Origin of the sequence: Membranihabitans marinus (assembly GCF_019802045.1) — a bacterium.
Taxonomy (GTDB): domain Bacteria; phylum Bacteroidota; class Bacteroidia; order Chitinophagales; family Saprospiraceae; genus Membranihabitans; species Membranihabitans marinus_A.
In genome coordinates this window covers 177,921-191,325 of the sequence record NZ_JAHVHU010000005.1, presented here as the reverse complement: position 1 = coordinate 191,325, position 13,405 = coordinate 177,921, and the positions used below count along the sequence as shown (strand labels likewise).

Below are 13,405 nucleotides of genomic sequence, written 5' to 3'. Positions count from 1 at the left end.
GGTTCAAATACCTATGTTCATATTATTTGATGTAAATACTAATTCATATACCTATGTGGCGAAATGAAATGATGCACCGGATAACCAAAGCAGACGGACCCGTTGATGTGGTCGTCATTGGTGGCGGAGCAACTGGTGTTGGGATCGCAGTAGATGCTGCCAGCCGGGGGTATTCGACGGTGTTGTTGGAGCGTGATGACTTTGCCAAGGGGACATCCAGCCGGAGTACCAAGTTGGTCCATGGTGGAGTTCGATACCTGGCACAGGGGAATGTTCGACTGGTGTTGGAAGCCTTGCGAGAGCGCGGCATCATGCGTAAAAATGCACCGGCACTGGTGCGGGATTTGCCCTTTGTAGTGCCGGCTTATCAGTGGTGGGAGATTCCATTTTATTACATCGGCCTGAAACTATATGATCTGCTTTCAGGAAAGCGGAGTCTGGGTCGTTCGACGTATATCTCTTCGTCATCGGTGGAGAAATTTTTACCGACCATTCGAAAAAAGGGGTTAAAAGGAGGAATTGTTTATTACGATGGACAGTTTGACGACAGTCGGATGGCGGTTTCACTGGCCAAAACAGCTGAGGAGCACGGTGCTGCGGTGCTGAACTATGCGGAGGTCAATCAAATTGATAAGGACGAAAAAGCAGATGTTTTTCATTTGAAGTTTAAAGATCACATTTCAGATCAGGAAATAGCTCTTTCTGCCAAAACGGTCTTCAATGCCACGGGGGTGTATGTGGACGATATTCTGGGGATGGAACAAGAGCAGACCCGGCCTTTGATTGCACCAAGCCGAGGTGCACACATCGTGGTAGATGGACGGTTCCTGAAAAGCCGACATGGCATTATGATTCCGAAGACGTCCGATGGACGTGTCCTTTTTGCCATTCCGTGGTACGACAAGACTTTAATCGGGACGACGGATGCACCTGTGGAGGAGACGAACAAGGAGCCGCAACCCTCGGACCAGGAAATTAACTTTATTCTGGAAACGGCTGATGCGTACATGACACCTTCTCCCAAGGCGTCTGACATCCAATCTGTATTTGCCGGATTACGCCCTTTGGCGGCCCCGGAAGAGTCCGGACATAAAACGAAAGAAATTTCCAGAGGGCATCGCGTGCTAACTTCACCGCATGGCATGATAACCATCATCGGGGGGAAGTGGACCACGTACCGGCGTATGGCCGAAGATGCCGTGGATGAAGCCATCAAACTCGGTCGACTTTCAGAAAAAACCTGTCGGACCGACCACCTCCCGGTTTGGGTATCCGCGTTGGATAAAAAATATGGTTTGGGCGAGGAAGGAAATGCTGAGGTTAAGGTTGAGTCTAAGGTGGAGGGGAATGAAATTGTGGTCGGATACCCGTGGACCGCCGGCGACGTGCGGTATATGATTCGGGAAGAGTATGCATTGACCATCGAAGATATTTTGAGTCGCCGGATGCGGTTGCTGGTCCTGGATGCAGACCGTGCGCTTAAAATAGCTCCGGAGATCGGAGCGATGTTGCAAGAAGAACTGGGATCGGAGGTGTATGATCTTAAAGCAGACTTAGATGCATTCAAAGCCCTGGCAAAAAAATACAGATGGAAAAGTCTATAGTCCTGAAAAAGTTTCTTACTTTAAATTTTTTTTGAAATTCACAGTTCTCACACTATTAGACGAACGGTTAGTAGTAAGAATCAAATAAATTTAATTTTATGTCAAAGAAATACATTTTAGCATTGGATCAGGGAACGACCTCATCCCGGGCGATCATTTTTAATCATTCCGGGGAGATCATTTCTGTCGCTCAAAAACCTTTTCAGCAATATTTTCCAAAAGCCGGGTGGGTAGAGCATGACGCTCAGGAGATCTGGTCGACACAGTCTTCGGTGGCTGCCGAGGTGGTGGCTCAAACCGATCTGGACGCCCAGGATATCGAAGCAATCGGAATCACCAACCAACGGGAAACCACGGTGGTATGGGACACGGAAACCCAACAGCCGATACATCGGGCGATCGTGTGGCAAGACCGCCGCACGTCGGATTACTGTGAAGAGCTTAAAGCAGCGGGGCATGCAGATATGATCCGGGACAAAACCGGGCTGATTATTGATGCCTATTTCTCAGCGACCAAATTAAAATGGATTCTGGACAATGTCGAAGGAGCCCGCGAAAAGGCCGCAGCCGGTCGGTTGAAGTTTGGTACGGTCGACTCGTGGCTGATATATAAGTTTACGAAGGGGGCCACGCATGCCACTGATATCACCAATGCATCCCGGACGATGCTTTACAATATCCATGACCAGTGCTGGGATCAGGAATTACTGGATCTGTTTGATATTCCGGCTGAGATGATGCCCGAAGTAAAATCCAATAGTGAGGTTTTTGGTGAAACAGCGAATACTCTTTTTCCCATTCCAATCACAGGGGTGGCTGGAGATCAGCAATCGGCTTTATTCGGACAGATGTGCCTGGAACGAGGGATGGCTAAGACAACCTACGGAACTGGCTGCTTTTTGGTGATGAATACCGGCGAAGAAGCGGTGCAGTCCGACAACAATCTATTGACTACGGTGGCCTGGAAATTGGACGATAAGGTGACCTATGCCCTGGAAGGAAGTGTGTTTATCGGTGGTGCTGCCATCCAGTGGTTGCGTGATGGCCTGGGATTATTAAGTGATGCGGCTGATTCTGAAGCGATGGCCACAGCGGTGGAAGACAATGACGGTGTGTATTTCGTCCCCGCTCTTTCGGGATTGGCTGCACCGTATTGGGATCAATTTGCCCGGGGTACATTGGTCGGGTTGACCCGGGGTACGACCAAGAATCACATTGTACGCGCGGCATTGGAGGGCATTGCGTACCAGGTAGCTGATGTTTTGAAAGCCATGGAGCAGGATATGCAAAGTGAAACCAAAGAGATGCGCGTAGATGGTGGAGCTGTAAAGAACAATTTTATGATGCAATTCCAGGCGGATATTCTTCGAAGTCAGGTGATTCGGCCGAAGGTCATGGAAACCACTGCCATGGGCGCTGCCTATCTGGCTGGTTTGGCTACGGGATATTGGAAAAGTATCGATGACATTCAAAGTCAGTGGCAGGTGGATCGGGAATTTGATCCGGAAATGGAATCGGAAGCTGCTGATCAATTATTAAAAAGATGGCATGCAGCCGTTGAACGATCCCGTGGATGGGAAAAAACAAATGAAAATTAAATTTTAAACCTACTATCTTATGACTCCATTTGTCGCCGAAATCATCGGAACATTTTTACTTATTTTACTTGGAAATGGCGTAGTTGCCAATGTAGTGTTAAAAGATACCAAAGGATCAGATTCAGGTTGGATCGTGATTACGACAGGGTGGGCCCTGGCTGTTTTTGTCGGTGTAGTGGTTGCCGGCCCCTATAGCGGTGCGCATATTAATCCGGCCGTCACGGTGGGGCTGGCTATTGCCGGTAAATTTGATTGGGGCCAGGTGCTACCATATATTGCCGGGCAAATGATCGGTGGGGGGCTCGGAGCGTTGTTTGTCTGGTTGTTCTATCGGATGCACTATCAGGCCACCACCAACATTCTTGGGATCCGGGCTACATTTTGTACCCATCCGGAGATTCGGAACAATGGAAATAATTTTCTGTCGGAATTAATTGGCACCTTTGTATTGGTCTTTGTGGTATTGTATATTACGGGAGCCAAATTGGAAGATCCAAATCAAACGCCGGTGGGACTCGGTTCCATTGGAGCCATTCCGGTCGCATTTTTGGTCTGGGCGATTGGATTGTCGCTGGGTGGCACCACGGGTTATGCCATTAATCCGGCACGGGATTTATCGCCGCGCATTGTCTATTCCTTGCTTTTTACCAAAAAAGAAGAATCAGCGGGCTGGGATTATGCCTGGATCCCGGTTGTCGGACCTCTGGTAGGTGCGGCCATCGCGGGTGGCTTTTATCTCGTATTTTAATAGAGTAGGGTAGGGGCCAATTATCGAAAGAGTATCCTATTGGGCTCGAGAAAATCTCTCAATCCGCCTAATTTACCACAACGACTTGATTTTCGAAGGGGGTGATCAAGAAAATCATTTAGTCATAATATATATATCCTAGATGTAAATAAAGGTTCCTTATTGGACATAAATTCAATCGACATTTTGTAGTATTTCGAAGTTCTTCCCTTTATTTTTACAAGACAATGCCTCCTGATTCTCGACAGTCTTTGTATAGCTGAAGAATCTTATCACGGTTAATTCACTACGCCTTTCTATTAGGATTTATACATCTCATCCCCGGAACAGGACCCTCGACCCGGAACCCCATCCAATGGTCGGAAGGGTTTTTAAGTAAAAAAAATGTCATCGAATCAAATCATTGGATAAACGCTGGTTTTAAGCGGAGGAAGGCAATAGTAGAAATGAAAAACCCCGGCTCCATGAGCCAGGGCTTGATGAGCGAAAGACGGGATTCGAACCCGCGACCCCGACCTTGGCAAGGTCGTGCTCTACCAGCTGAGCTACTTTCGCGTGTGCTATTTTTTGTAAGCGATGGCAAATATAAGAGTTATTTGGGAATCTCAAACCGAAATTCGATAATTTATTATTTTATTTCGGACGAGAAGTTTGTAATTAAGTGGGAAGGTATTAGATTTGCGACGGCATAAGATCCAGGGATAGAATAAATCCCCATTTAGCATGTCAAAGGACCAGGGTCTCATGCCGTATATATTTTCGCCCGGGTGGTGGAATTGGTAGACACGCAGGACTTAAAATCCTGTGACCATTGCGGTCGTGCGGGTTCAAGTCCCGCCCCGGGCACCTTTTTTCAAATCGATCATGATTTGGAATCCAGAATTAGGTCCATCAGGCATTTGAAAGATTGCTTTTATCCAATAAATGTTAATGGGTGCGGATCATTCATATTATTTGTATTTTAGGCGTTTTGAGGATCTCAAACCCGGAATACAATGAATGTAAAAAACACCTCAGCACTTTTCCATGTGAATCAGGTGCTTCTGTTTTTACTCCTTTTATTTACTTTGCTTTATTGGGGAAGCTCATTTCTCATACCCTTGGCACTGGGCAGCCTTCTTGCAATGTTGCTGGCCCCTTTTACCCGTCAATTGGAACGGTGGAAATTCCCACGACTGTTAGCATCTTTGGTAAGTGTCTTGTTGACTGTCAGCATCATTATAACGATATTCTCTATTTTAATTAATCAGTTGATATTGCTGGGGCGCGATCTGGGATCCTTAGAGGATCGACTTCCGACCATGTTGGAAAATGTGTACATCTATATATCAGACACCTTTGAATTGTCTAAAGAACAGCAGGAGGGGTATCTTAAAAATCAATTGAGCCTGGCCGCTGGTGGTATCACCAACTTTGCGACCCTTCTACTGCGTTCGCTGGGTGGCTACCTGGTGAATTTTATGATCGTGGTCACCTATTCAATTTTACTTTTGTTGTATCGGGGGCGTCTTAAAAATTTCATCATCCGGTTGGTTCGAGTCCAAAGTAAAGAAGGGGTGGGAGAGGCAACGCACATCGTTGAAAAGACCACACAGGTCGCCAGCTCTTATATTGCCGGTATATTTATCGTCGTGTTGATCCTATCTGTAGTCAATACAGCCGCTCTTTACTTTATTGGTATAAAGCACGCCTTGTTTTTCGGATTATTGGCGGGTTTGCTCAATCTGATTCCTTATATCGGTTCTGTGATGGGTAGTGTTTTTCCGGTACTATATGCATTGCTGACCCACGATACGGCTTCGGCCGCTTTCATAGCCGGTATTTATTTTTTCGTCATCCAAAATGTGGAAAGTTATATTTTGACCCCCAATATTGCTGGCGCAAAGGTCGACCTCAGCCCGCTGGCTACGATATTTGCTTTGCTTCTTGGTGGATTTATTTGGGGCGTAGCAGGGATGGTTGTCTTTGTTCCTCTATTGGGAATAGCCAAAGTCGTGTTTGACAACGTCGATGAATTGCACCCGTATGGCTATTTGATTAGCACCCGTTAATGTAATGGTTAGGGGATTTGTAGCGGGTTAGTTGGTATGAAGGGGTGAATTTTGAATTCGGTGGTGGTTTTTGTTTATAAGGTTTATAGGGTTGATAAAGTTTATGAGGTTTATGGGGTTGATAAAGGGAATTTTCGAAATTTGGAACTTTCAGCCGTTTGGAGTTAAGGCTCTGCCTGTTTGTGGTTTGGCGCCAACGGCGGGAGTATCCAACGAACAGCGAAGTCTACTTACCTTTGCGGAGCAGGTAGGCGCATCAGCGACGAATGACGACATTAAAGCGTAGCAATAACGCAAGAACACAGTAACCAGTAACCAGTAAGGAATAGCACAATAACAAAATAACCAAATAACCAGCAACCAATGGCTATTAATTTAATGCTTGTTTTTCTGGGCGGGGGAATTGGATCCGTACTTCGGTATTTGGTCGGGGTATGGGTATCTGGATGGACACCAATGAACTTTCCCTGGGGGACGTTTCTGGTCAATATAATCGGTTCATTGGTGATCGGAATTATCTATGGCTTGGTACTGTCTTCCAGCCAGACCGGGGAAATTCAAAAGCTCTTATTGATTACCGGATTTTGCGGAGGTTTCACTACTTTTTCTGCCTTTTCCTATGAAAACATGGCTTTACTCCAGATCGGAGCGTATGATCGATTTTTGCTCTATGCTTTATCCAGCGTTTTGCTCGGTCTCTTCATGGTTTTTGTCGGTTATAAATTAGCGAGTTGAACGTAAAATTGGTGTTTTTTTTACGCCCTGCTTTTAAACAAACGGTAAAATACGGTGTTCCACTAACTCTTATCTTATAATACACACCGTTGGTCTAAGAAATAGAATCAACCGAGTACGATTTATTAAATTTGCCAATTGTATAGCGACATTAACATTAAACCATTCAATAATGAACAAAGCAGCCTTTTCTTGTTTTTTACTTCTCTTTATATCCACTTTTGCGTTGGCGCAGTATCCGGGTGCCGGAGGTGCATCGAGCGGAAGTAATATTGTTGGTAAAATTACCGGTCAGATCATCGATAGTGCCAGTCAGACACCCGTAGAATTTGCAACCATTGCCTTGCGACGCAGTGGATTTGATAAAGATATTGACGGAACTATTTCTGATGAAAATGGGAATTTTGTCGTACCCAATATAAAACCGGGCACGTACGATGTGAGTATTTCATTTATCGGATATACGCCTCGAAAGGTGACGGACATTGAGTTGACTTTAAAATCCCCCGATGCAGATCTGGGGACTATACAGCTTCAAACCGATCAGGTGTTGCTTGAGACCGTGAAAGTCGAAGGGCAAAAGGCCTTGGTTGAGAATAAAGTAGACCGACTGGTATACAATGCCGAAAACGACGTATCGGTCAAAGGCGGAGACGCGGCCGATGTGCTTCGGAAAGTACCGATGCTCAACGTCGACATGAATGGCAATGTGTCCTTGCGGGGTTCGCAAAATCTAAAAATTTTGATAAATGGGAAACCGTCGGGGATATTCTCAGGATCTATCGCAGATGCGTTGAAAATGATACCGGCCGATGAAATCTCCAAAGTAGAGGTGATTACAACCCCGAGCGCCAAGTATGATGGCGAGGGTTCGGGCGGAATTATAAATATCATTACCAAGGAAAGCAAGGTACAGGGGATGAGTGGAAATGTCAACGCCACCCTGGGTACCCGGCAAAACAGAGCCGCTTTCAATATTTCAGGTGTCAAGCAGCGTTTTGGCATCAATGGAGGCGGGGGCGCTTTTTTTAGCTGGCCCCAGCAAGGGAAAAATATGTTCCTGCGAAAAGACGAAACTCCCTCGGGGACCCGAATTCTTCAGCAGGATGGCGTGAACACCTCATCGAGAATCGGTTTTCGGGGAAAATTGGGCGCATTCTATGACTTTAATGCTTTTAATTCCATCAATTCAACCATTTCTTTCCGTGGGTTTACCTCGGACCGGGATGGTGAGTTGGAATCGATGTTTGTAGACCCGGTCAATGATCTGGTAGAAAACTATAAACGATTTAATGAAGGGACGAATCTGCGTTCCGGTTTTGACTGGACTTCGGACTATACCAAGAAGTTTGATACAGAAGGTCATGAACTTGTGTTTGCCTTCCAACTGAACGGCGATCTGAGTAAAGACGACAAAGTGATTGAACGGTTGGGAGCAGACGTATCAAAGAATTACAAAGAAAAGAATAAAAATGATGGCGATAATTTTGAATCTACCTTTCAGATCGATTATACCAAACCATTTAGTGAAGCCATAAAACTGGAAACAGGGGCCAAAGGGGTGTTTCGAAACATCGACAGTAAGTATGATTTTAGAATTTTCAACCTGGACGAGAATCAGTATATCGTGGATCCCGAACGGACGGATGAGTTTCTCTACGGGCAGAATGTGTATGCGGGGTATGCATCCATGAATCTCAATTTTTGGGAAACCTGGTCAGCAGTCGTCGGTGCGCGGTATGAAGGGACCAATATAGATGGTGAATTTATTGATGGATCAGGTGCTTTCGATCAATCGTATGGTAATTTTTTACCCACGGTCATTTTATCCAAAAAGATCAAATTCAATACGATCAAGGCATCCTACACAGAGCGGATCCAGCGACCGAGCTTGTTTTACATCAACCCCTATCGTAATCAGGAAGACCGGAAGATTATTACAGAAGGAAACCCCTACCTGTCACCAGAACTAACCAGCCAGTACGAACTGGGTTATTCCACCTTTATCAAGGGGACCGTGATCAACTTCAGCACCTATTACAAGCGCACCCGGGATATTATTTCCAGTTATCTGCGTATTAACGATCAGGGAGTTTCAGTAAATACGTTTGAGAATGTGGGCAAGACCGATGTGTATGGAGCCAACCTGTTTACTTCGTTTTCGATTAGAAATAATCTGACCCTGCGTGGGAACCTGGATATTAACCAACACCATGTGGTGGAAGCCAGTGAAGAACTCAACGTAGAGGATGCCTACAGCAACTGGATTACCCGCATGTTTGTCAGTGCCACCTATAATTTTGGAAAAGGCTGGAAAGCCGAAGGGTTTATGTTTGGGAACTCGCAACGATGGTCGATCCAGGGACGATTGCCTTCATTTTCTATGATGAGCTTTGGGGTTCAAAAAGAAATCTTTGGGGAACGAGGTACAATTGGTCTGACGGTGACCGATCTGTTTAATAAAAGTAAATCATTCCGGTCCGAATTGGAAGGAGCTAACTTTACACAAGTGTCTGACTTTACCATACCGTTCCAGTCCTTTGGCGTGAGCTTTAGTTATCGGTTCGGAAACCTGGACTTTAAGCAACAGAATCGTCAGAGTGTGATCAAAAATGATGATGTGAAGGGAGGAGACAGTGGTCAGCAAGGGGGTGATCAGGGCGGTCAGTTCTGACCTGATTTTACTGAGCGTTTTAATTCGTATGGCTGGTAGGGATACGCATGCTTCCAGGGTTTTTTAACCAGTTGTCGATGTCATATCGTTTGGGCCTCCAAGAAAAAACCTCCGGAAAATTTAAATTCCCGGAGGTTTTTTTGTGCACATGCAATTAGGATTTAATCCTTAAGAAAGGCGTGTTTTTGTTCCTCATTGACCGTCGTGGCTTCTTCTACGATGTCATCGACAATGTCTGGGTTCAAGAGTGTCGAGGTATCACCCAATGTCGAGATATCTCCTTCTGCGATTTTACGTAATATACGACGCATGATCTTTCCACTTCGCGTTTTTGGCAATCCCGGCACTACTTGAATGATGTCCGGTTTTGCAATGGGTCCGATTTCTTTGCGGACCGTTTCATTGATCTCATCTTTGAAGGCCTGTTGGCTGTCTATGTCCCGTTCTGTAATTATATAGGCATAAATCCCTTGTCCTTTGATGTCGTGGGGAAAACCAACGACAGCTGATTCGACCACCCACGGGTGTTCGTTGATGGCATCTTCCAGTTCCGCAGTACCCAGCCGATGTCCGGAAACATTGATCACGTCATCGACCCGCCCAATGATTCGGTACCGGCCTTTGTTGTCTCGTTTGGCTGCATCCCCTGAAAAATAATACCCTTTGAAGGTCGAGAAATAGGTGTTGCGCATTCGATCGTGGTCTCCATAAAGTGTCCGAACGATGGAGGGCCAGGGAAATTTCATACAGAGTAAACCTTCTTCATGGGGTTCGGTGATCTCGTTTCCATCTTTATCCAGGATGATGGGCTGCACGCCGGGGAGTGGATTGGTGGCATACATCGGTCGAATATCGGTCACATGGGGGATTGGGGATATCAGAATGGATCCATTCTCTGTTTGCCACCAGGTGTCGACGAGTGGACATTTGCCTTTTCCAATATAAGTGTGGTACCACTTCCACGCTTCTTCGTTGATGGGTTCACCAACGGATCCGATCACTTTCAGCGAGTTCAGGGAATAACGGGCCACAGGTTCCAGGCCATTGGCCATGAGTGATCGGATGGCAGTAGGAGCGGTATAGAGTTGGTTCACCTGGTATTTATCTACGATCGCCCAGAAACGTCCTGCATCCGGCCAGGTCGGAATTCCTTCAAACATCAGTGTCGTTGCTCCGGCCAGAAGCGGGCCGTAAACGATGTAGGAATGACCGGTAATCCAACCGATATCTGCCGTACACCAGTATACGTCTTCATCTTCGTATTGAAAGACATTGAGAAAAGTATAGTATGTGCTCACCATGTACCCCGCCGTGGTATGAACCACTCCTTTGGGTTTTCCTGTACTTCCCGAAGTATAAAGTATAAAGAGTGGATCCTCCGCATCCATGGGTTCGGCCGGACAGTTGGCATCCACTTTTTCCATTTCATCGTCCCACCAGACGTCTCTGCCTTCTTTCATGTTGATAAACTTCTCCGTGCGCTTCAGGACAATGACTTTTTCTACACTGCTCGTCTTGGAAACTCCTTCATCTACTATACCTTTAATGTCAATCTCCTTGTTTCCGCGGAAGCTACCGTCTGTCGTCAGTACAATTTTACAACTGGAATCATTGATCCGGTCTGCGAGCGACTGAGCAGAGAAGCCCGCAAACACCACGGAATGAATGGCACCAATCCGCGTGCAGGCTAAAAGTGCTACAGCCAGGTGTGGAACCATCGGCATGTATATACACACCCGGTCTCCTTTTTCTATACCATTGGCCTTCAATACGTTGGCAAACTTGCATACTCGGTGATGAAGTTCTTTGTAGCTCCAGGCAATATTGTCATCATTGGGGTCATTGGGTTCCCAAAGAATAGCGGTCTTATCCGGCTGGGTCTCCAGGTAACGGTCCAGGCAGTTTTCAGCCATATTGATCTGACCGCCTTGAAACCACTTGATGTCCGGGGTCTCAAATTCCCATTCCAGGACCTTATCATAGGGTTTTTTCCAGTCAAATGTGTCCGCGATCTTGGCCCAAAATTGTTCCGGGTGATCCACGCTTTCCTGATAGGCCGCTTGATAATCCGCTTTGGATTTAATTCTGATGTCCTCCATTTCTTGTGTTATTGATTTTTATCTGAAAATTTTAATGAAGCGCTTAAGTTTGACAATTATTCTGTGATTTCCAAAATCTGGTCATCCTATTTCATGAAAGTGCCTCTTTTAATTGTGAAGCTTCAATTAAATCAGTCGAATTTTGTGGTTATTAAACTATCAATAGACTCCGCTTGCCCTGATTATTCTTTTGGTACCCGTATGCGCTGAACCATGGTTTTGATGTCTTCCGGCGGGGCCGGGGTGATATAGGTGATCAACAGTGTAACGACCAGGTTAAGGAGCATTCCGAGGGTGCCGATTCCTTTCGGGGAGATGCCGAACCAGTAATCTTCCGGCCCGCCATAGCCCAACACCGCAAAATATAAAATATAGGATGCTGTAAAAGCCAGACCAACGACCATGCCTGCCAGCGCTCCCTCCTTGTTGACCCGGGATGAGAATATGCCAAGCACAATAGCCGGGAAGAAAGAAGCTGCAGCCAACCCAAATGCAAACGCCACTACTTCTGCCACAAAGCCCGGGGGATTGATGCCCGCTATTCCGGAAATAATAACCGCCACCATAATTGAAATTCGGGCGGCCCATAGTTCATTCTTTTCCGTAATGTCCGGTTTGAGCCATTTTTTTAGTAAATCATGTGATATAGATGTAGAGATGACCAGCAGCAGGCCCGCTGCCGTCGATAAGGCCGCCGCTAATCCACCCGCCACCACTAAGCCGATCACCCAGGCCGGTAAACTCGCCATTTCGGGATTGGCCAGAACGATTATATCCGGGTCAATGGTAAGTTCGTTGCCGTTGAGTCCCTGAGCTTCCGCTTTCCGGACATATTGGGGATTTTGATCGTTGTAATATTGTATTTTCCCGTCCTGATTTAAATCGTTGAAGCTCAGAAGACCGGTGTGCTCCCAATCCGTAAACCAGTTGGGTGCTTCGCTGTATGGTTTTCCTTCCACTTCAGAGATCAGATTTGTTTTTGCAAAAACCGCTATCGCCGGGGCTGTGGTGTAAAGAATAGCGATAAAGACCAGCGCATACCCCGCTGATTTCCGAGCATCCTTGACACGGGGAACCGTAAAAAATCGGACGATAACATGCGGTAAGCCGGCCGTGCCCAGCATCAAAGCAGCGGTTACAAAAAACATATCGATTCGGTTGACGTCCGTCGATGTATAGGCTTTGAAGCCTAGGTCTGTATGAATCTGATCCAGACGATCCAGTAACCAGGCTCCGTCCGCTAGTTTTCCTCCGAGACCAAGCTGAGGAAGTGGATTGCCCGTCACAAACAGGGAGATAAAAATGGCCGGAACCAGATAAGCAAAAATTAGTACACAATATTGAGCGACCTGGGTGTAAGTGATTCCTTTCATTCCACCCAATACGGCATAAAACATGACGATGACGATACCGATCCCGACACCTACTTCAAATTTCACTTCCAGAAAACGGGCAAACGCGACACCTACTCCTTTCATCTGACCGACCGCATAGGTGAATGATACGAATAAGGCACAAATCACGGCAATGACTCGGGCGGTCTGACTGTAATATCGTTCTCCAATAAAATCCGGCACGGTAAATTTCCCGAATTTTCTTAAGTAAGGCGCCAGCAATAAAGCCAGCAAGACATAGCCGCCGGTCCAGCCCATGAGGTATTGGGAACCAATATACCCGGAAAAAGAAATGATGCCGGCCATGGATAAAAAGGAAGCCGCGGACATCCAGTCAGCCGCCGTCGCCATTCCATTGGCCAACGGAGAAACGCCGCCCCCCGCTACATAAAATTCTTTGGTCGAGCCCGCTTTGGACCAGATCGCTACTCCGATGTATATGGCAAACGTAAGTGCAACCAGGCCATAGGTCCAGATGTTCTCTATCATTTTATCGATTTTA

8 protein-coding genes and 2 tRNA genes are annotated in these 13,405 nt (G+C 46.4%); 7 read left to right on the top strand and 3 right to left on the bottom strand.

Annotation, left to right across the window (positions count from 1 at the left end; translation table 11 throughout):
- Nucleotides 1-53: 53 nt before the first annotated feature.
- The 3 genes from KUV50_RS05265 (at nucleotide 54) to KUV50_RS05255 (ending at nucleotide 3,950) form a co-directional block, all read left to right on the top strand.
- Complete coding sequence (locus KUV50_RS05265; protein WP_222579052.1) at nucleotides 54-1,604, top strand: glycerol-3-phosphate dehydrogenase/oxidase; 1,551 nt, start codon at nucleotides 54-56, stop codon at nucleotides 1,602-1,604.
- A gap of 98 nt (nucleotides 1,605-1,702) precedes the next feature.
- Complete coding sequence (gene glpK, locus KUV50_RS05260; protein ID WP_222579051.1) at nucleotides 1,703-3,202, top strand: glycerol kinase GlpK; 1,500 nt, start codon at nucleotides 1,703-1,705, stop codon at nucleotides 3,200-3,202.
- Nucleotides 3,203-3,221: 19 nt separating this feature from the next.
- Nucleotides 3,222-3,950, top strand: a complete 729-nt coding sequence (locus KUV50_RS05255; RefSeq protein WP_222579050.1) for an MIP/aquaporin family protein — start codon at nucleotides 3,222-3,224, stop codon at nucleotides 3,948-3,950.
- 482 nt (nucleotides 3,951-4,432) lie between these two features.
- Here KUV50_RS05255 and KUV50_RS05250 read toward each other — a convergent pair.
- Nucleotides 4,433-4,505, bottom strand: a tRNA-Gly gene (locus KUV50_RS05250).
- 206 nt (nucleotides 4,506-4,711) lie between these two features.
- Between KUV50_RS05250 and KUV50_RS05245 the strand changes: the two genes are divergently transcribed.
- The 4 genes from KUV50_RS05245 (at nucleotide 4,712) to KUV50_RS05230 (ending at nucleotide 9,410) form a co-directional block, all read left to right on the top strand.
- Nucleotides 4,712-4,796 (top strand) — tRNA-Leu (locus tag KUV50_RS05245).
- Nucleotides 4,797-4,945: 149 nt separating this feature from the next.
- Complete coding sequence (locus KUV50_RS05240; protein WP_222579049.1) at nucleotides 4,946-6,001, top strand: AI-2E family transporter; 1,056 nt, start codon at nucleotides 4,946-4,948, stop codon at nucleotides 5,999-6,001.
- 363 nt (nucleotides 6,002-6,364) lie between these two features.
- Complete coding sequence (gene crcB / locus KUV50_RS05235) at nucleotides 6,365-6,736, top strand: fluoride efflux transporter CrcB (protein WP_222579048.1); 372 nt, start codon at nucleotides 6,365-6,367, stop codon at nucleotides 6,734-6,736.
- A 172-nt stretch (nucleotides 6,737-6,908) separates the two neighbouring features.
- On the top strand, nucleotides 6,909-9,410 hold the full coding sequence (locus tag KUV50_RS05230; protein WP_222579047.1) for a TonB-dependent receptor domain-containing protein: 2,502 nt from the start codon (nucleotides 6,909-6,911) through the stop codon (nucleotides 9,408-9,410).
- Between the two features lie 161 nt (nucleotides 9,411-9,571).
- On the opposite strand, the gene acs is transcribed toward KUV50_RS05230, so the two are convergent.
- Nucleotides 9,572-11,509, bottom strand: a complete 1,938-nt coding sequence (gene acs / locus KUV50_RS05225; protein WP_222579046.1) for an acetate--CoA ligase — start codon at nucleotides 11,507-11,509, stop codon at nucleotides 9,572-9,574.
- A 182-nt stretch (nucleotides 11,510-11,691) separates the two neighbouring features.
- Complete coding sequence (locus KUV50_RS05220) at nucleotides 11,692-13,392, bottom strand: sodium:solute symporter family protein (protein WP_222579045.1); 1,701 nt, start codon at nucleotides 13,390-13,392, stop codon at nucleotides 11,692-11,694.
- Between the last annotated feature and the right edge of the window lie 13 nt (nucleotides 13,393-13,405).